Annotated in this window: 19 protein-coding genes and 1 other RNA gene; 17 read left to right on the top strand and 3 right to left on the bottom strand. The window is 49.7% G+C overall.

All coding sequences use genetic code 11. From position 1 onward, the window contains the following. Positions 1–244 precede the first annotated feature (244 nt). From EDC14_RS11005 to EDC14_RS10975, 7 genes are all read left to right on the top strand, one after another. Complete coding sequence (locus tag EDC14_RS11005; protein WP_132014443.1) at positions 245–736, top strand: SPOR domain-containing protein; 492 nt, start codon at positions 245–247, stop codon at positions 734–736. 564 nt (positions 737–1300) lie between these two features. Continuing rightward, positions 1301–3616, top strand: coding sequence for a vitamin B12-dependent ribonucleotide reductase (locus tag EDC14_RS11000; protein WP_243662899.1), 2316 nt, complete (start codon positions 1301–1303; stop codon positions 3614–3616). Between the two features lie 159 nt (positions 3617–3775). Continuing rightward, on the top strand, positions 3776–4753 hold the full coding sequence (locus EDC14_RS10995; protein ID WP_132014343.1) for an L-lactate dehydrogenase: 978 nt from the start codon (positions 3776–3778) through the stop codon (positions 4751–4753). Then, a complete protein-coding gene (locus EDC14_RS10990; protein ID WP_132014342.1) occupies positions 4740–5006 on the top strand; it encodes a putative signal transducing protein in 267 nt (88 codons plus the stop codon). Before EDC14_RS10995 ends, EDC14_RS10990 begins: the two co-directional genes overlap by 14 nt. A 41-nt stretch (positions 5007–5047) precedes the next feature. Beyond that, on the top strand, positions 5048–5662 hold the full coding sequence (locus EDC14_RS10985) for an MBL fold metallo-hydrolase (protein ID WP_132014341.1): 615 nt from the start codon (positions 5048–5050) through the stop codon (positions 5660–5662). A 53-nt stretch (positions 5663–5715) separates the two neighbouring features. After that, entirely contained in the window at positions 5716–7170 is a 1455-nt protein-coding gene (gene hemZ, locus EDC14_RS10980) for a coproporphyrinogen dehydrogenase HemZ (RefSeq protein ID WP_132014340.1), read from the top strand. A 112-nt stretch (positions 7171–7282) separates the two neighbouring features. Then, positions 7283–8815 (top strand): peptidylprolyl isomerase, encoded by a 1533-nt coding sequence (locus EDC14_RS10975; RefSeq protein ID WP_132014339.1) that lies wholly within the window; start codon positions 7283–7285, stop codon positions 8813–8815. 1 nt (position 8816) lies between these two features. On the opposite strand, the gene EDC14_RS10970 is transcribed toward EDC14_RS10975, so the two are convergent. Continuing rightward, the gene (locus EDC14_RS10970) at positions 8817–9218 is read right to left on the bottom strand and encodes a hypothetical protein (RefSeq protein WP_132014338.1); all 402 of its coding nucleotides are present in this window, start codon (positions 9216–9218) and stop codon (positions 8817–8819) included. A gap of 260 nt (positions 9219–9478) precedes the next feature. On the opposite strand from EDC14_RS10970, the gene hisS reads away from it, so the two are divergent. The 6 genes from hisS to EDC14_RS10940 all read left to right on the top strand — a co-directional run bounded on the left by hisS (position 9479) and on the right by EDC14_RS10940 (position 15494). Beyond that, positions 9479–10771 carry a histidine--tRNA ligase gene (gene hisS, locus EDC14_RS10965; RefSeq protein ID WP_132014442.1) on the top strand — a complete coding sequence of 431 codons (1293 nt, stop codon included), beginning with the start codon at positions 9479–9481 and terminating at the stop codon, positions 10769–10771. A gap of 75 nt (positions 10772–10846) precedes the next feature. Beyond that, the gene (gene aspS, locus EDC14_RS10960; RefSeq protein ID WP_132014337.1) at positions 10847–12613 is read left to right on the top strand and encodes an aspartate--tRNA ligase; all 1767 of its coding nucleotides are present in this window, start codon (positions 10847–10849) and stop codon (positions 12611–12613) included. Positions 12614–12691: 78 nt separating this feature from the next. After that, positions 12692–12876, top strand: a non-coding RNA gene (gene ssrS / locus EDC14_RS10955) — 6S RNA. A gap of 75 nt (positions 12877–12951) precedes the next feature. After that, positions 12952–13533: a 5-formyltetrahydrofolate cyclo-ligase gene (locus EDC14_RS10950; protein WP_132014336.1), complete on the top strand. Its 582-nt coding sequence runs from the start codon at positions 12952–12954 to the stop codon at positions 13531–13533. Between the two features lie 276 nt (positions 13534–13809). Further along, the gene (locus tag EDC14_RS10945) at positions 13810–14199 is read left to right on the top strand and encodes a hypothetical protein (protein ID WP_132014335.1); all 390 of its coding nucleotides are present in this window, start codon (positions 13810–13812) and stop codon (positions 14197–14199) included. 125 nt (positions 14200–14324) lie between these two features. Further along, positions 14325–15494: an iron-containing alcohol dehydrogenase gene (locus EDC14_RS10940; RefSeq protein ID WP_132014334.1), complete on the top strand. Its 1170-nt coding sequence runs from the start codon at positions 14325–14327 to the stop codon at positions 15492–15494. Positions 15495–15785: 291 nt separating this feature from the next. Here the strand turns inward: EDC14_RS10940 and EDC14_RS10935 are convergent, their stop codons facing one another. After that, positions 15786–16142, bottom strand: a complete 357-nt coding sequence (locus EDC14_RS10935; protein ID WP_132014333.1) for a hypothetical protein — start codon at positions 16140–16142, stop codon at positions 15786–15788. A gap of 152 nt (positions 16143–16294) precedes the next feature. Between EDC14_RS10935 and safA the strand changes: the two genes are divergently transcribed. The 4 genes from safA (at position 16295) to EDC14_RS10915 (ending at position 19641) form a co-directional block, all read left to right on the top strand. After that, on the top strand, positions 16295–17557 hold the full coding sequence (safA, locus tag EDC14_RS27275; RefSeq protein WP_243662898.1) for a SafA/ExsA family spore coat assembly protein: 1263 nt from the start codon (positions 16295–16297) through the stop codon (positions 17555–17557). Positions 17558–17685: 128 nt separating this feature from the next. Further along, positions 17686–18273: an RNA polymerase sigma factor gene (locus EDC14_RS10925; protein WP_132014332.1), complete on the top strand. Its 588-nt coding sequence runs from the start codon at positions 17686–17688 to the stop codon at positions 18271–18273. Positions 18274–18279: 6 nt separating this feature from the next. Beyond that, complete coding sequence (locus EDC14_RS10920) at positions 18280–18639, top strand: anti-sigma factor family protein (RefSeq protein ID WP_132014331.1); 360 nt, start codon at positions 18280–18282, stop codon at positions 18637–18639. A 24-nt stretch (positions 18640–18663) separates the two neighbouring features. Further along, positions 18664–19641: a hypothetical protein gene (locus EDC14_RS10915; RefSeq protein WP_132014330.1), complete on the top strand. Its 978-nt coding sequence runs from the start codon at positions 18664–18666 to the stop codon at positions 19639–19641. 227 nt (positions 19642–19868) lie between these two features. Here the strand turns inward: EDC14_RS10915 and EDC14_RS10910 are convergent. Next, positions 19869–20079 (bottom strand): transposase (locus EDC14_RS10910; RefSeq protein WP_207930738.1); only part of this gene is annotated, 211 nt, incomplete at its 5' end.

Here is a 20079-nt window from a genome sequence, read left to right as displayed (position 1 = left end):
ACGGGTCCGGGCCGCCGGAAGGCGCCCGGGCCGAACAGAAAGCCAATCCGAAACCCAGAGACAATGGCGTTTCGGTTCGCCTATATCCAGAGATCCGACTCCGCATTCCGCGGAGTTTTTTTATGGAACGCCATAAAATGATGCTTTCAAAAGATCTTTGTCAATCCAGGAATATTTTTCAGGTTTGGTAGTATCCTTTAATGAGAACGAATTGTCCGATTCATAAACAAAAGGGGGTGTGTTCATGGAGCATAAAGGCGTTAAATCGTTGAGCAATCTACTTTCCAAAACAGCTGGTCTGGTCTTCTTTTCGTTTTTGGCGATCTCACTCGGTGTGGTTTTCGGATTGCTCTTTGAAGGCTGGGTCAAAGATCAACCGGGTTCTCCGGTCGGTACCGAAAATAACTTGGAAACGGTCAACCTGCCGACTGAGACGAGCGAGAATGTTAACGTCCCGCTGGATAAGAATTCGACAACTTCCGCAGTCAACAATGAACCAGCTGTAAACCCGGTAATACCCACCGTAAAATACAAAGTTCGGGTCGGGCCGTACAATTCCCGGAATGAAGCATTGGCAGCTTCGCAACAGTTGCAATCTTTGGGTTATCCAGTCTACGTAGGAAACAACCCGCCCTTCGCCGTCCAAGTGGGAGCATTCGGCTCGCAAGCCAACGCCGATAAGCTTAAATCCGAGCTCACCGGCAAAGGTTATAAAGTGTTCGTCGACAAGAACTGAAAGTTTATTGCAAGATTTTATGATGCCCTTTAAAGGTCAAAACCGGAACCATTTTCGTTTTTTGATAAGAAAAGTAACGCGAGCATTCGATTGCGAAATAAGGTCTGATCGTTTCAGGCCTTATTTTTTTTATCAGCCTCAGCCATTAGGTGCGGCATAGTTTCCGGATCCTCCGGAAACTATGCCGAAGGGTCCGGCCGATCGTCCGAAGACTCCGGACGAACTTCCGAAAGGTTTGGCAAACCCGCCGGATTCTCCGGAAACCCAGCCGATGGTTCCGGCGGAGTGTCCGAAGCTTTCGGAAGACTTTTCAAACTTTCGGGAAGGTCTTCCGAAGGCTTCGGAAAGAAAGGATGGGACCATCCCGTCCGTGCCGAAACTTCGGAAGGTTTCCTCGAAAAACACTTCATCCGGATGCGGTTGCGATCTACTGACCTTCGGGGAAAGGAGTCTTTTTTGTTCAAGAAACGAAAAATAATTCCTTAATATGGTTGGACATTCTATATATTGTGTATTAAAATAGTTATGACACAACATATAGTATTTGAAAGAGGGATCAGCGGGATGAAATTATCGGATAACGCCAGGGCGGTATTGGAACGACGGTATTTAAAGAAACAAGAGGGGAAGGTCGTGGAAGAACCCGAGGATCTACTGCGGCGAGTGGCTCAGCACGTCGCGGCGGTTGAGGCTGAAGCGTTTCACCTTCCCGAGGCCGAAGTCGCGGCATTAGCGGAGGCGTACTACCGGGTAATGGATGAGAAGAAATTCATGCCCAATTCGCCGACTTTGATGAATGCCGGCCGGGAACTGGGCCAACTTTCGGCATGTTTTGTCCTGCCGATCGAAGATTCAATGGAAAGCATCTTCGAATCGCTCAAGATTGCGGCCCTCATTCATAAAAGCGGCGGCGGCACCGGGTTCAGTTTTTCGCGCATCCGCCCCCAAAACGATCAAGTGGGGAGTACCGGCGGAGTCGCCAGCGGACCCTTGTCATTCCTCAAGGTCTATAACGCCAGCACCGAAGCTGTGAAACAGGGCGGAACCCGGCGTGGAGCCAATATGGGAATTCTCCGGATCGATCACCCGGATATCCTGGAATTTATCGACGCCAAAAAAAACCGGGGCGAACTCACTAACTTCAACCTGTCGGTTGCCGTTACGGATCGATTTATGGAGGCCCTGGACAAGGACGAGTCATATTTCTTGGTAAACCCCCGTTCACGCCAGCCGGTGGGTAAATTGCCGGCGCGGGAGGTCTTTGAGAAGATTGTCAGGTCCGCTTGGGAAAACGGCGAACCGGGAGTCGTCTTTATCGACCGGATGAACGAGGCGAACCCGACTCCGAATCAAGGCGCCATTGAGAGCACCAATCCCTGCGGCGAACAACCCTTATTGCCCTTTGAATCCTGTAATCTCGGCTCATTGAACCTCTCGCAGCTGGTCAAAGCGTGTGATGGACGGTTCGAAGTAGACTGGGATGAATTGGCCGCAGTCACGCGATTGGCGATTCGCTTTCTGGACGATGTCATTGAGGTCAACCAGTATCCCATTCCCCAGATCGAGCAGATCACCAAAGGCAACCGGAAAATCGGCCTGGGTGTGATGGGCTGGGCGGATCTCTTGTTCAAACTGAGGATTCCCTACAATTCCGAGCAAGCGATACAGCTCGCCGAGACGGTGATGAACCGGATCGATATGGAATCCAAACAAGCCTCGGCAGCGCTGGCCGAGGAGCGCGGCACCTTCCCCAATTTTACCGGCAGCGTTTATGAGAATAAACTGAAGCTTCGCAACGCCACGACCACTACCATTGCGCCCACCGGGACCATCAGCATCATCTGCGACACCAGCGGGGGTATCGAACCTTTATTCAGCCTGGCTTTTGTGCGCCAGATCATGGATAATGACCGCTTAATCGAGGTCAATCACGCTTTTGCCGAGATTGCGAAGGCGGAAGGCTTTTTCAGCCAGGAATTATTGGAGAAGCTCGCCGAAACCGGCAGCGCCGCAGATCTCCCGGAAATTCCGGAGGAATGGCGCAAGGTCTTCATCACCGCCCATGAGATCGACCCGGAATGGCATATCCGCATGCAAGCCGCGTTCCAGAAATACACCGATAACGCGGTCTCCAAGACAATTAATTTTGCGCATGATGCAACTCCCGAACAGGTGGCCGAGGCCTATCGCCTCGCCTATAAGCTGGGCTGCAAGGGACTGACGGTTTACCGGGACGGCAGCATCGATAATCAGCCGATGCAAAAAGGCCTGGAGACGAAAACCGTAACGGATAGCGCTTCCAACCCGGAGACCCGCTTAACCTACGGCGAATGGGGTCAGATCCAACCGATAAAGCGGCCCAAGCGACTGAACGGAATCACCGACGCCCGGCAAACGCCGGAAGGAAATCTCTATCTGACGCTGAATTTTCACGAAAGACAACCGTTCGAATTATTCGCCCAAATCGGAAAGGCCGGGAGTGATCTCTCCGCTTTCACGGAGGCGATTGCCCGCCTGATTTCGCTGGCCTTCCGCTGCGGGATCGACCCGCAAGCCGTTGCCGAGGAATTGCTGGGGATCGGCGGCAGCCGGTTCGTTGGTTTTGGCCCCAACCGGGTCCGTTCGGTCCCGGATGCCATCGGACAATTCTTAAGCGAGTACCTGGCCAAAATGAACGAAACCGCGGAAACAGCCGCGGTCCAACCCCAATTGGATTTGGGGTTGATCGAATCCGCTCCAACCGTCAGTGAGGGTATCAAACCGCCACGGCCGTCCCATGGGAAAATGGGCTTTAATCTCTGCCCGGTTTGCGGCATGTATACCTTCGGCTATTTCGAAGGTTGCGCCAAGTGTATTTCCTGCGGCCATTCGGAATGTTAAGGCCGGGAATGGCAAAACTAGTCGAGTTATCCCATGCCGGTTCCCAAATTCGGAAAACCGGTAGACAAATCATAAATTTCATCTCCGGATGATCAATGGTATAATAGCTTAAGCATGACAACGCCGTAATTATTTCATCATTTTAAAGAGGTGAGCCGCATGGTCCGTCAAAAAGCGAGTAAAGTAGTGATTATCGGTGCAGGAATGGTCGGTTCTACCTATGCCTACAGTTTGATGATTAATGGAGTCGTATCGGAGATTGCCATCATCGATCCCAACCAGGAACGCCTGGAAGGAGAAATTATGGATTTAAATCACGGGATCTCCTTTGTCCGGCCGGTTTCGGTTTATGCCGGCTCCTATCAAGATTGTTCCGACGCCGATTTGATCGTGATTTGCGCGGGAGCCAACCAAAAGCCGGGCGAAACCCGGATCGATCTCTTATCCCGCAATGCCGCCATTTTCCGGAGCATCATCGACCAGATCAAAGCGGTGGGGACCGATGCGTTATTGTTGATCGCTTCCAATCCAGTAGACATCATGACCTACATCACTTGCAAATTAAGCGATTTTCCCCGCGAGCGGGTGATCGGATCCGGTACGGTGCTCGATTCAGCGCGCTTTCGCTTTTTAATCAGCCGAAACTGCCACGTTGACCCTTCAAACGTTCATGCCTACATCATTGGAGAGCATGGGGATACCGAAGTACCGGTCTGGAGTCTCGCGAATATCGCCGGATTGCGATTTGGAGATTACTGCCCGGTATGTAGTCGTCCTTGCGCGAAACCTTTCTCCAAGGAAGAGATATTTAATGAGGTGAAAAACGCCGCTTACCAAATTATCAAAGGAAAAGGCGCTACCTATTACGCCATTGGGCTCGCTCTGGTGGAGATCACCGAGAGTATTCTGCGGGATGAGTACTCGGTGCTTACTGTTTCGAGCCTTTTGGACGGCGAGTACGGTCTCAAGGACGTTTGTTTGAGTCTGCCTTGCGTCGTTAGCCGGGCGGGGATTGAACAGAAGATCCAACTGGAACTCGCCCCCGAGGAAGAAGCCGGTTTGAAGCATTCGGCCGCTGTTCTCCAAGAGATCCAACGGCAGATAAGATTCGAGAGTGAAGTGAATGAAAATGAATAACCGTCCCCATGAGGAAACTTGGATTCCCCTTACTCAAGTGTACAATCAGGACGAGGCAGGGTTAATCTGCGGCCTGTTGACAACTGCAGGAATTCCCAATAAAATGGAGCGGGATGCCATCGGTGATTTATACGGGCTCACCATAGGACCGCTTGCCCGGATTGTAATTTGGGTTCCCGCCGAGCACCGGTCCGACGCCGAGCGGATCATCAATGAATCCGGAGCGGCTCCAGATTCGGAAGAAGATCAATAACCGTTGGAACTTTCAAAGTCGGAACGCGTTTGGAGTAGGGTATGGAATATCAACGTTTCGTTTTAGGTGACTTAAGGGTCAATTCTTTTCTGGTTTGGTCCGGGCGCGAGGCGGGCATCATCGATCCCGGGGAACCGGCAGGAGAGCTATTGGCGGCATTGGAAAAGCGGGATCTCCAATTAAAATGGATCGTAAACACCCATGGCCACGCCGATCACATTGGCGGCAACGCCCAGCTACAGGCTGCCACAGGTGCGCCCATTTGGATTCATAAGGAAGACCGTCCGATGCTGACTTCAGCCGAAGCCAATCTCTCCGCCTGGCTGGGCGCTCCCATCATAAGTCCCGATGCGGCGGGAACTCTGCAAGATGGGGACACGCTCAAGTTGGGGGAGGAACGACTCACCATTATTGAAACACCCGGCCACACACCGGGGGGAATCTCTTTGTACTTCCCGGGATTACTTTTTTCGGGCGACGCATTGTTTCGGGAGAGTATCGGAAGAACTGATTTTCCCGGCGGCAGTGCGTCAAAATTGATCCAGGTCATCAAAGAGCGCTTATTCCAACTGCCCCCATCCACGCTCGTCTGGCCGGGTCATGAAACGTCAACCACTATCGAGCATGAGATCCGTTTTAATCCTTATTTCCAGTGAACGGTCATGTCTTTGTTAAAAGTAAATATCAACCAGCCACGGTGTAGACAACCATGAATTATTGGGTAAACTTAACTGATCCCAAGCAACGGGCCAATATTCTAGCAGCTTTGCGAATCGTCGATGCCGACGCCGAACTCAGTACCGTTCCGGCTGATTGGAACCTCACAGTCGCCTGGGATGCGGAATATGTCGTAAGGATAACCTTGGAAACCCCGGGCGTCATTGAAACTTGGCAGTCCAACGATCCCAGCATCCATGATCGGCGTTGGCGCGGCAACGATCTGCAATTACGGTTGAAGGAATTGATTCGTTTGGGAGTCATTCGGTTGATGGACCGATTCCTGGACAAACCGGTGCCGTGGGGGATCTTGAGCGGAGTCCGTCCGACCAAAATTTTTCATTTCTTAAGAGATCGAGGTTTTTCGATCCCGGAGATCCGAGAACAATTGCTGGGAATCTATGGATTGGATCCCGTGAAAACGGATTTGGTTTTAGAAGTTGGTGCCAGACAGGAACCGTTCTTCAAGCCTGAATCCACGGTCGGTATTTATATTGGAATTCCATTTTGTCCGACTCGTTGTCATTATTGTTCTTTCCCGGCCGTTCCGTTATCCACTCATGGTCACTTGGTTGCGAATTTTTTAGCTGGTTTAAAAATTGAAGCGCAAGCCATTTCCGAACTCTGCCAGGAGATGGGTTTGCAGGTCGAATCGGTATATGTGGGCGGAGGTACACCGACCAGTTTAGATGAAGCGACTTTTTCCGAGATTATCCAAACAATCGTTCGGAATTTTGTGGATGATAGTATCGTTGAATTTACCGTGGAGGCAGGGCGACCCGAGACATTGTCTCCAATTAAATTACAAACGATGCTCAATGCCGGTGTCAGCCGGATTAGTATTAACCCGCAGACAATGAACCAATCAACTTTGGACCGGATAGGACGACGCCATACCGTGGCGGATGTATACAATGCCGTCGCAAGCGTCAAAACGACCCAACTGATTTTGAATATGGATTTAATCGCCGGTTTGCCCGGGGAGAGCGGAGCGGATTTCGGGGATTCATTGCAGAAAGTGATTGACTTGGAACCCCAGAATATAACCGTTCATACTCTGGCTCCCAAAAGGGCAGCGGCTTGGCGAAATGATTTCAGCGCATTGGATCTGCTCGCTGCCAGCGAGCTCAGCATCGCGCTTGAGAATGGACGAACCTTATTACGAGGTAACGGATACGTTCCCTATTATTTATACCGGCAACGCCATATACTGGCCGATCAGGAGAATACGGGCTACGGTACACTCGGCACCGAAAGCATTTACAACATCCAAATGATGGAGGAACGCCAGACCATTTTCGGATTAGGTGCCGGAGCGGTCACCAAGTGGGTTACTGGTCATCGGGTAATTCGACATCAAAATCCCAAATGTCCGGCAACCTATTACCATCGGATTCAGGACGAATTAGTTAAAAAAGCCCAGCAAACCCGGTTACTTCTTGGTTGACATTTACAGTGACATTGGGTACAATATTAACAGTGTTGTCATAATCCATATTGGTGGTATTCATGGGTTTTAACTCATTTTTTTTTTGGAATATTAAAGGAGGAATTGTTGGATGAGTATGATGTCAATTCGTCGTATCTGTCAGAAAGTGCTGGCACCGGTGATTATCATACTGGTAATCGGTTTGACTGTGGGAATGTTTTATATTGGAATCCCGCAATTGAGCAAAGAGCCGACGTCTTACCAAGGTAAGGCCATTAAAATTAATGGTAAAGTGATCGGCGGCGAGGAGTTCAATAATTACTTGATGCGCGCAGCACAACAAGCCAGTCAGATGCAACAGTACGGCATGACTTATAATGATGCTCAGATTCGAGATACGGCATTAAATATTGCATTGCAAGATACCGCTTTTAATCAGGAGATTAGTAAGGCGAAGATTACTGCAACCGAAACCGATGTCGATAAGTTAATCAAAAAATATTTACCGACTGAGGAAGAATTACAGTCTTTCATGGAAAAACAGGGTTATACCGATAAGAATGAGTTCCGGAAAGCAGTTAAAAACGATATTGTAAAGCAAAAGTTTATTACGTTGAAAGCTCGCCAGTTAAAAATCAAAGTGCCAAAAGAACAGATCGAAGGCATGTTGGAACAAATCCAAGTCAGCCACATCTTAATCGGACTCAAATCCGGCAATACCACCCGGACGGATGCCGAGGCACTGGCCCGCGCCAATGAGGTTTATGCCAAGGCTACCGCCAGCAACGCTGATTTTTCTCAGCTTGCCAAGCAATATTCGGATGATCCCGGTTCCAAAGATCAAGGTGGTGTAATCGGACCGATGCCGCTGGAACAGTTCAAAGGCAGTATGGTGAAAGAATTCGTTGATGGTTCGTTGGCATTAAAAGCCGGTGAAGTCAGCCGTCCGGTTAAAACCGAATATGGGTATCACATTATTAAATTAGATTCCAAAGATGTGCCAAGTGGTAAGGAATACAAAGAAAAGTATAAAGAAGCGGAGAACGATCTCTTATTGCAATCCGCTCCTTATAACCAATCTTTCCAAAATTGGCTGCAAGGCGTTTACAAGAAGGCTCAAGCTAATATGGAAGTCATGGATCCCGCTTTGAAGGCTTATCGTTTCAAGCAAGAGCAAAAGTGGGATGAAGCAGCCAAAGCTTACGAAAAAGCGATTAAGATGGCTTATTATAAGAACAAAATCGATCTTTATATTGACGCTTCCGATGTCTACCTCAAGTTAAAACAACCGAAAGAAGCGATCAAAGTTCTGAAACGTGTTCCGGCTCAATCTCAAGACATTGTCGATTATCAGATCGCTTTGGCGAAAGCCTATAATGACGCTGGACAGAAAAACGCTGCAAAACAGACTTTAACCAAGTTCAGCGCGGCGCATTCGACTGAAACAAATATTCACGAGAGTTTGAAAGCTGCTTTCACTGAAATGAAGATGACCGCGGAGGCCAAGAAAGAAGAGCAAATTATCGCAACGCTGAAGCAAAAGGAAGAAGAGATGCTGCAGAAGTATCAACAGAATCTGAATCAAAAGGCCGCGAATCCGGAAGCAAGTCCTAGCGCGGAAGCGACCCAAAGCCCGGCTCCGAGCGATTCTACGGCCAACTGATTTACAATTTAGTTATTTCCCCATTCAACAAAACACGCGGAGGGCGGATATACCGCCTTCCGCGTATTGATATCTGCTGTTCCGGCACTTTAGCAATCTCTTGAACGCGAGTTGATGTGCCGAGAGGCTTTGTCGTTTTGTGAATTATGGTTCCTTTGGGTGACTGAAAGAGCTCATTCAGTCGTCGGGCAAGCTCGTTTTGTGGATAAGAGAGCTTGCTCAGTCGTTTAGCGAGCTCTTTTTGTGGATGAGTGAGCTTGTTTTGTGAATCAGCAAGCTGGTTTTGTGAATAAGAGAGCTCGCTCAGTCGTCGGGCAAGCTCGTTTTGTGGATAAGCAAGCTTGTTTTGTGAATGGGAGAGCTTGTTCAGTCGTTCAGCAAGCTCTTTTTGTGAATAAGCCATCTATTTTTGTGGATAAACGGATCCATTTAACGTGGTTAATGGTTTTGGCTGTGGATAAGTCAGGGAAGTGCGGCTAAAACCGGATAAAACCAGAGGGTGAGCGGGGCGAAGTTGATACTCAGTTTATAATTTAGGCTGTACAACATATATTAAGGGCAAGATTTAGCAAACAAGGGTTGTTTTCCTTTGTTTGTTTGTCCCTTAAAAATCAACATAAGATTTTTGTTTTTTATCATGAAAAGACATCCAAAAATGGGGCGATGAAAGTGACAAAAGTTTTTGCACCAAAAGGAACGTATGACCTATTGCCTGATGAGGCGGCCGCTTGGCGTTATCTGGAAGGGATGGTTCACCGAATCTTCCGTGAATACGGTTATGGTGAGCTTCGGACGCCCATCTTTGAGCATACGGAGTTGTTCCAACGGGGCATTGGTGAAACGACCGATATTGTTGAAAAAGAGATGTTTACCTTCACCGACCGGGGAGAGCGCAGCATCACTTTACGTCCCGAAGGTACGGCTTCCATAGTCCGGGCCTATTTGGAACATAATCTGGCCGCAGCCGGCGGTGTCGCCAAACTTTATTACTATGGGCCGATGTTTCGTTGTGAAGCACCACAAGCGGGGCGTTTTAGACAGTTTTCCCAATTTGGAGTGGAAGCCCTTGGTAGCAGCGATCCCAGAGTCGATGCCGAAGTGATTGCGCTGGCGGTTAACATTTATCGTCGCTTGGGAATTTCTGATTTAGAGATTAACATTAATTCGATCGGTTGTCCGACTTGTCGTCCGCTTTATCGGGAAAGGTTGCTGGAGCACTTACGGCCACACGTTGCGGAAATGTGCCCAAACTGTCAGCGGCGTTTGGAACGGAACCCTTTGCGATTGCTCGATTGTAAAAATGAGAATTGTAAACGCTTGACTGATAATATTCCCTTGATTACCGAGACGCTTTGTTCGGATTGCGGCGGCCATTTTCAACAATTGATGCAGTATTTGGACGGTATTGGGGTGCGATATCGGATAAACCCCCGTTTGGTGCGCGGTTTCGATTATTATACGAAAACCGTTTTTGAGGTCGTCGCCGGTGACTTGGGAGCCCAGAATGCCTTATGCGGTGGTGGAAGATATGATGGCTTGATCGAGGAGTGCGGCGGTCCGCCTACGCCAGGTATCGGTTTTGCAGCCGGAATGGAACGATTGATGATGGTGTTAAAATCACGGAATCTCCTGCCGCAAGTTAAGGAGAAGCCGCAACTCTATCTGGCGCCACTGGGGATGGAAGCCAGGCAAGCGCTTTTTCCAATCATGATTCAGCTTCGCGAGGCAGGTTGGATCGTCGAAACCGATCTTCTGGGCCGAAGTCTGAAGGCCCAGTTGAAATCCGCCGATAAGTTGGGCGTGCCTTTGGTCGGCGTTCTGGGCGAAGACGAATTACGCAATGGACAAATTTTAATCCGGCACATGGACACCAGCCAACAGGAGCTTGTTCCCATAACCGATCTGGTTGCGATCTTGAAGAAAAAATTTCAGCCATCCGCCGAATTTCACGAATGAGATGATTTTTACTTCTATTGCCAACTTCATGATTTAGTGATAAATTTATTAGAACAGGATTTAGGAGGAGTCAACTTGGTTTATGCGTTGCGAGACACTGCTTGCGCCGAATTGAGCAGCAAAGACGCTGGAAAGTCTGTCGTATTGAACGGCTGGGTATCACGCCGCCGCGATCATGGTGGGTTAATCTTCGTCGATCTGCGGGATCGTTCTGGACTGGTACAGGTAGTATTTAATCCCGATTTAAACCCCGAGGCTTTCCGTTTGGCGGAGTCCTTGCGCAACGAATATGTGGTGTCGATCTCTGGTAAAGTGGCGCTTCGCCCGGAAGGAACCATCAACTCGAACATGGCCACCGGCGAGGTCGAAGTGCTCGGCGAAAAGTTGGAGATTCTGAATGAGGCGAAAACCCCGCCAATTTACATAACGGATAACCTTGAAGTTGATGAGACGGTTCGTTTAAAATACCGTTATTTGGATCTCCGCCGTTCCGAGATGCAGCGCAATATCATCTTACGCCACCGGGTTACGAAGGTGGTGCGTGATTACTTGGATTCCCAGGGTTTTTTGGAGATTGAGACTCCGATCCTGATGAAGAGTTCACCCGAGGGCGCGCGCGACTTTTTAGTACCGAGCCGGGTAAATCCGGGCCGGTTTTTCGCTTTGCCCCAATCGCCCCAGATTTTTAAGCAATTGCTCATGGTGAGCGGTTTTGAGAAATATTTCCAAATCGCTCGTTGCTTTCGGGATGAAGACTTACGGGCTGATCGGCAACCGGAGTTTACTCAAATTGACATTGAGATGTCCTTCCTCGATCAAAACATGGTACTCGAAATGATGGAAGAAATGATGGCTGCCGTATTTGAGGAAACCCTGGGGCTTGAGCTAAAGCGTCCGTTTCCCCGGATGGAGTATAAAGAAGCGATGTCCCGTTTCGGTTCGGACAAGCCGGATATTCGGTTCGGCCTGGAACTGGTGGAAATTTCAGATCTGGTCGCCGGCTGCGGATTTAAAGTATTTGCCAATATCGTTGCCGGCGGCGGCAAGGTCGTTGGTATTAATGTCCCCGGTTGTGCCGGATATACCCGTAGCCAACTCGATGAACTTTCGCCCTTGGCTGCTACGTATGGCGCGAAGGGCCTTGCCTATCTTGTGCTCGCCGAAGACGGCGTCAAATCACCGATTGCCAAGTTCTTTACCGAAACCGAACTGCAACAGATTATTGACCGGTTTGGTGCCAAGACCGGCGATCTGATTTTACTCGTTGCCGATAAACCGGCGGTAGCCCAGATCGCTATGGGCCAAGTACGCTTGGAATTTGGCCGGAGACTGAATTTAATCCCTGAGAACACTTTCCACTTCTTATGGGTGATCAACTTCCCGTTGCTTGAGTATGATGAAGAGGAACAACGGTATGTGGCGGTTCATCATATGTTCACTGCTCCGTTACCTGAAGATGAGGCCAAGCTGGAATCCGATCCTGGCAACGTTCGTTCCAACTCCTATGATCTAGTCTTAAACGGCGTTGAATTGGGTGGGGGAAGTCTCCGGATCTATCAGCGCTGTCTGCAAGAGAGGATGTTTAAGGCGATCGGAATGTCTATGGATGAAGCGCGTGATAAATTCGGTTATCTGATGGATGCTTTTGAATATGGCACACCGCCGCATGGCGGCATCGCTTTTGGTCTGGATCGGATGGTGATGCTAATGACCGGGAGCAACTCCATTCGCGACGTAATCGCTTTCCCGAAGACCGCCAGCGCTACCTGTTTGATGACCAATGCACCGTCGGAGGTTACACCGCGCCAGCTAAAGGAACTTTCCATCAAGACAACGGTTTGAGTGAGCCATTCTTTAGCGCTTGAAGGATGCTGGAAGCTGTGATATGATATGGGTAGTTAAGAGGTAGAACCAATTTTTGATACCCTGCGGTGTGCGTCATCAAGCTGAATATGTTATGAACCAACAGAATTACCTAGGGAGCTCGGACTCTGCTCATGGCTTGAATGCCGCCTGGTTGCGGATCGATAAGTGAGTAGGAGAGCACCCACCTTGCTTGCGCAGGGTTCAGGTAACGTTCAGCACAACGGCATGGCGGGGTTCATTCGGATTAATAAAACCCTTTTCCCATTCTCGGGAGGAGGGTTTTTCATCAAATCGCCGCTTGGAGGTCTTCAGAGGTGTATTCAAAAACGGAGCTCCGCCAATCGCTCCGGGAGCAACTTGAACGGATGACCCCGGACCAGTATCAATTGTGGAATTCCCAGATCGAACAGCACTTTTTTCGATTGGAAAGAGTCTGCCAGGCTCAAAAGATTATGATTTACTATTCGGTCCGCCATGAAGTAATGACCATCGGAATGATTCAGCGGTTGCTGGGACTGGGCAAGACGGTGGCCTTGCCCATTTGTACGCCGGAACGGGATCTCAAAGCCGGCTTGATTACGAGTCTGGATCAATTGGTTCCGGCCCGGTTTGGCTTGAAAGAGCCGCCTCCGGAAGTTCCGGTCATGCCTCCCGAAGCTTTGGATCTAGTGGTAGTTCCCGGCCTGGCCTTTGACCGGTCAGGGAACCGCTTGGGTCATGGCGCTGGGTATTACGACCGCTTTTTAATGCGCGCCGGTTCAGTTTATCGATTGGGATTGGCCTATGCATTTCAAGTTGTTTCGGAACTTCCGGCGGAGCCTCATGATCAGCCGTTGAACGGCATCTTGACTCCAGATGGGCTGGTTTTGATTGACCGCTGCGATCAAGTTTATTGATTGAGCCCCGCTCCGACTGGTTATGCTAACCTTGATTCACATGCGCGGAACGGAGGCTGGTTTTTTTGGAGCGGAAGAATGGGCAGGTATTTCAATTTCGGAAGGCCGGCAAATACTATAATGTCCGGATGCAAGCGCTGGAAACGGCCGCTCCGGGCGATCCCATGAAGGTTAGTGGAGAAATCCCGTCCGAATTGGAAAAAGTGGGATATTTCCCTGAGATGATTATCGGGCTAAACGTCCGGAATGAATTGGGTCAGGAATTTCAGGTCACCGATGCAGAGTTTGCAGTGGATGATGAAGGACGACGGATTATCCAAAATCTTTGGTTGGATCCGCGACCCGAAACAGACAATGACTAAAGAAGGTTTTTGTATCCATAGAATGGATGGGATGGATAGAAAAAGGAGGAGATGTGCGCTCTTCTTTTTATATTTTTGGGGAATTAAAATTAAAGGCGGCCTGCTGAAGTTTTTGCAAGTCGTGCCGGATACCAGACGTACTCCATTGGAGTCGGATCCGGCAGTTCCCCGCCGTCGTGATTTCACAAGCCGTCAAACAGCGACCGCTGTGTCAGCAGATACGACGCTAGGTGTTTCCACCGCCGCCATATTTAGAATGGCCGGTACGTCAAAAACTATGAATGGTAATTCGTGGATGTCCTGATGAGGATTTTGGGTCAAACTCAAAAGGAGAATATCCTTCCATCACGAATCAATGACTAAGATATCCGGAATCATCGCACAGGCTGTAAGCAGCAGGCAAAAGATTCTAACCAGGGAGGACTTTCGATGGAAAATTTTGATTATTATAATCCCACGAAGATTATTTTTGGGCGCGGCGTCGAGAGCCGGGTGGGCGCTGAGACGAGAGTTTATTCGAAAAAGATTTTATTGCACTACGGCGGAGGCAGCATTAAAAAGTCCGGCCTGTACGAACGGGTCGTTCAATCGTTAAAAGCAGCGGAAATCGAATGGGTTGAACTCTCCGGTGTACAGCCCAACCCCCGGCTCAGTCTGGTGCGGGATGGAATCAAGCTCTGCCGCGAGCAGGGCATCGACTTCATCCTGGCGGTCGGCGGCGGTAGTGTCATTGACTCCGCCAAGGCTATCGCCGTCGGCGTGCCCTATTCCGGCGAGGTTTGGGATTTCTTCTCCGCCAAGACCGTTCCGGAACGTTCATTGCCGGTGGGAGTCGTGCTGACGATTCCGGCTGCCGGCAGCGAATCCAGCCGTAGCTCTGTCATTACCAATGAGGAGGGCTGGCTCAAATGGGGATTGAATAGCGATTTCAACCGGCCTCGGTTTGCGATCATGAATCCGGAGCTCACGTATTCCCTTCCGCCGTATCAGACCGCCTGTGGCGCAGTGGATATCATGGCTCATGTCATGGAACGCTATTTCACCGACGTCCCGCATGTCGATCTTACTGATCGGCTTTGCGAAGCGGTCTTAAAAACGATGATCCGGAACACACAGCTTGTGATGCAGAAACCCGACAATTACGACGCGCGCGCGGAGATGATGTGGTCCGGCACGTTGGCGCATAACGACCTGTTAAGCACCGGCCGGGTCGGCGACTGGGCGGTCCATCTCATTGAGCAGGAATTGAGCGCCATTTATGATGTGGCTCATGGCGCGGGATTGGCCGTGGTCTTTCCGGCTTGGATGAAATATACCCTCCGGCGGAATGTGGCAAAATTTATACAATTCGCGGTTCGGGTCTGGGATGTGGAATACGATTTTGATGATCCGGAGCGCACTGCCAGAGAAGGGATCCGCCGGCTCGAATCATTCTACCGGACGATCGGAATGCCGACGAACCTGCGGGAATTACAGGTGCCCGATGATCGCCTCGCGGAAATGGCAGCCAAGTCCATTAAGCCTTGGCTGACGAGCGTCGGTGGGGTGAGCCGTTTCAGCCGCGAAGATGTTTTGGCGGTTTTGGAGTTGGCCCGTTAGACGGATTCCGGATGTTCTGTGCCGGGACTCCTGCAAAACGAAGGAGAAGGAGTCCCGGAAAGGACTGGACGACTCCGCGGAAAGCCCGTCGAAGGCTTGGGAACCTCTTCCCCGGACCCCGAAAGGCCCGCCGGAGTTCACGGCAGATCTGCCGAAGCTTTTGGAAGGCTTTCCAGAGACCGTGGATGACCTGCTGGAGGCTTCGGAAAGCCTTCCTAAGAACGAAGCGCTCCTTCCCGGGTCCCGAGGAGGAGCGCTTCTCTATTTGGCAAGCCCAAATCGATCATTGAACTATTTCGTTCCCGCTGCCAGTCTTGAAGCCGGGGCCGGGGTGGCGGGACTGGGGAGAGGTTGCCCTGTACGCTCAAAGCGGGGCGAATGGGCAATCGTGATACTGCTCAAGATAATTTCAGTGTTCCGGTCGGCGCCATTTTTTAGGGATTGATTTTGGCGAAGTTCGGCACGGGGAATCACGATTGACAATTCATGGGGCACTTTAGCCGAAACCTCCCGGGTCACTTCAATCTTCAGGCCAAACAAATTAACCTTGGCCGTATCCAGCGTAGTATCGGGTTTGGTACTCACCCGAAAGAAATTCAATTTATTCCAGATACCTTTCATAAAATCCCAAATTTGCTTCCAAAACATTCTCAACACCTCATTCTCCCGATTATTGTATGTTAAAGGATTCCGTCCGGCTCGGGTCTTTTAAATATATGCCAACGTCCCGGTTACAAAATGTAGGACGACGGAATATGTTACATTAGTAACTCAGTACTCGGTCACGAGGAGGTACCAGAATGTCCGAAGAGATGAAAGAAAACAGCGCCGAGCATGCTCCGACCAGCGGAACCACGCCCGCCTGTCCGGCGGGACATCACCGAGCGGCGGCTCCAATGTGCCCCAATGGGCAGTTATATACAGTCAAATCCGGCGATACGATGTTTTTCATTGCAAAAAGGTTTAATATTTCTTTACAGAGCTTACTCAATGCCAACCCGCAAATCTCCGATCCTAATGTTATCTTTCCGGGCCAGGTCATCTGCGTTCCGGTAGGCACTCCGGCGCAGGCGGTCTGCCCGAATGGCGCCACTTATACTGTCCGTTCCGGAGACACGATGTATGAGATTGCGAGACGCAACAACATTTCCTTGGCGGCGCTAATTGCGGCGAATCCCCAAATAAGTGACCCCAATCTGATTTTTCCAGGTCAAACCATTTGTATTCCCGGCGGTGCAGGCGCGGTCGTCGCTTGTCCGAGTGGTCAAATGTATAAAGTTGTAAAAGGGGATAGCATGTATGCTATCGCTCAGCGCTTCGGCGTAACCTTGGATGCGTTGATTCGGGCCAATCCTCAAATCAAAAATCCCGACCAGATCTTTCCGGGCCAGGATATCTGCATTCCGAGCGGAGAAGCTCCGGTTTCATGTCCCACTGGAACTCCATATACCGTAAGGTCTGGTGATACGCTGTATCATATCGCCAGGCGCAATAACATTTCATTATCAGCGTTGATCGCGGCAAATCCGCAGATTCCGGATCCGAACCGGATTTACCCCGGGCAAGTGATCTGCATTCCGACCGCAGCAATGCCGATGCCGATGCCGACACCAATGCCAACACCAATGCCGACACCGATGCCCGTTCCGATGCCGATGCCAATGCCAATACCGATGCCAATGCCGATGCCAGCTCCAGCTCCGGCACCAGCACCGGCTCCGGCACCAGCTCCGGCACCAGCTCCTACACCAGCACCGGCTCCGGCGGAAAGACCGGCTCCGACACCGATGCCGATGGTTCCTTGTCCGAGACCAATGGTTTCTCCGACCACCATCCCGGAACCCAGGCCGCTACCGGCACCTATCCCAGTACAGCAACCTGTTTATCCGGTATCAGCACAGCCTATTTGCCCGATACCGACAGAGCAAGCCTTTTATCCGGTATCGGCACAGCAGCCCACCTATCCGACGTATCTTCTCGTTCCTTGGGAACAGTGCCCCTATCACAGGCCCAAGAAACGGAAAAAACACCATCATCACCACCGCAAGGGTTGTTGTCGATAATGGCCGTCTTTACGGCCATTTTTTATGGAAAATAACGGGACAGGCAGGAATAATCGGATGATTCAAGAAAAATTAGTAAGAGGATGAACTATTTATGGGTTAATTTCGTCAACTAATTTGAGGTAAAGATGGCAGAGTTAAATGTGGAGTTGATCGCCAAGGCTAAGCAGGGTGATCCTCAAGCCATTGAAGAATTAATCGGTAAAGTGCGGAAACCATTGCACCATTTTGCTTGCAATTTCTTGGGAAATGAGTTTGAAGCCGAAGACGTAACCCAGGAAGTGCTGCTAAAAGTGACTCGAGCACTCCCGACATTTAAAGGCGATTCCACCATCTGGACTTGGCTGTTTCGTATCATGACCAACGCGTGCATTGACTATCAACGGAAATGCGCTTCCCGCCCTGTTTCTTATCTGACCCGGGCGGGGGCCGAAGATGAAGAAGCAGTTACGATTGAATTGAAAGATCACCGGCAGATACCGGAAGAAAGCTATGAGCAGACTGAGCTGCATGCCACGATTCACGGCGCGCTGAACCAGCTCTCGGCGGAACACCGTACAATCGTCATTTTGCACGATATTTATAGTTTTAAATACCAGGAGATTGCCGCGATTACCAAAACCGGGTTGGGGACCGTGAAGTCACGTTTGTTTTATGCCCGCCAAGAGTTGCGGAAGATCCTCGGCCCGCTTTTGATGAATGAGAAAAAGGAGTGAACGGCAGTGCGTTGTCCAAATGATTTGAAACTGCAAAGTTTTGGCGATGGCGAACTGTCAAATTGGCAAGCTCGAATCGTAGAACGCCATTTACAGCATTGCCAGGATTGTCGCCAGAAAGTAGCGGATCTCCATCAGCTGCGAAATTTTCTTCGAGGGGCCTATCCCGAGGTGGATTTGGCTCTCGCCAAAACGCAACCGGCTTTGCCTTTCCTCCGCTACAAACTGGCGGTTGCCGCAGTTATTGTGGTGGTAGTGATGACGGTTTCTACCTATTGGCAACAATTTAATCGGTCTATTCCCAGCGGACCGGATGCCGAGATGATCGAAGAATATTTAACAATTTATTATGAAGCAGGTTCTTGAGTGGAAAACGGAGGGTGAGTGGCAGTGTTCAAAGCATGGCGGAAGATGATTTGGGTCCTGGTTTTGTTGCTGGTTCTCCCGACTGCTGCGCCGGTTTATGGAGAGCTCAATTTGGCTCAAATTAAAGAACGGGTCCTGGAGACCCTTAACAAAGGAAACTATACGGTGCAATATACGGAGACCAGTTTCCGGTTTGGCAGGCGGCAAGAGAGCGCCAGCCAAGTCTGGGTAAAGGAGCGTTCCTTGTTGCGAAGGATGGAGAGTCCTTTTTGGCAACGCGGCGAGGTTACCTTGGAAAATGACAATCGCTTTCTTTTTTTCATTCCGAATTTAAATGTGGGTCTCAAGTTGGATCACCAAAGCGGGAAAAATAAAAAACCGCTGCCGGAATGGAAGAATTGGCTTGATAAAGTCACTCAATTCGATGGTGAAACCGTTCTTACCGGCCGTCCGGTTTTCAGTTTAAGCGGGGTTAGCGACAAAAATTCTTTCCGAATTTACATTGACAAGGAATATAATTTTCCCATCGGTTTCGATCTGAACCGCCGGGGGATTTTAATCCAATCCCTCCGCTTCCAACAGTTTAAAAAACTGCCGGCATCGTTCAACCTGGAAAGTTTCTTTCCGGAAAATGTAAAATGGTATGAGAATGAAACGAAGTTTTGGCAAGCCATTAGCATTCCCCGGGTGCAAATGGGAGTAAATTTCCCCATTGGCCAGCCGGCTTATGTTCCGGAGGGTTATCAATTTTTGCGGGCATCGATCGAGGAACTATCTCAGGCCACCGTCGTCCATCTGCTGTATGAAAACTCCAACCGTCAACGAATTTCCATCTTTGAGCGGGAAAAGCTCTCCGATCGCCAACGGTTTTCGTTTGAAGAATTCATCAGAGCTGGCCAGACTGTGTATGTATATCAGTTTTTCAGCAACCAAGTGAACTATGCGATTATTGGCGCGGTTCCGGTGGAAGAGTTAAAAAAGATTGCCGCCTCTATAAAGTAAGAATTCGATATCGGTAGTTAGCTGGATGATGATACATGTGGAAGCCAAAGACCGGGAATTAAAGAGGCCGCTGAAAAAGGTTTAAATTTTCAGTGCACGCCCACAAAATGCTAAACACAAAAACCCGATTTAGAAACTTCTAAGTCGGGTTTTACTTTAAAAATGGATTTTGAGAAGTCAAATAAAACTTTAGACTTGGTAATAACAGTAAATTTTATGGCAGACCCTTAGTTTTGGTCCAACAACTTAATAATTCTCTTCATATTCACCGCGAATATTGTCGCGGCTCCTTGCATCTCCATGCCGACTAAGCCTGACGATGACGCGACATCATAACCATGCCGATGTTTTAATTCACTGTTTTTAGCCTCGATCTTATAACGTTCTTTGGATTTCTCCTTGAAATAATCGCTAGCTTGGAATTCCATCTGTTTTTGG

This window comes from Hydrogenispora ethanolica, from assembly GCF_004340685.1.
GTDB classification, from domain to species: Bacteria; Bacillota; UBA4882; order UBA8346; family UBA8346; genus Hydrogenispora; species Hydrogenispora ethanolica.
Note: the sequence above shows the minus strand (reverse complement) of the source record. Positions and strands in the feature narration are given on the sequence as shown.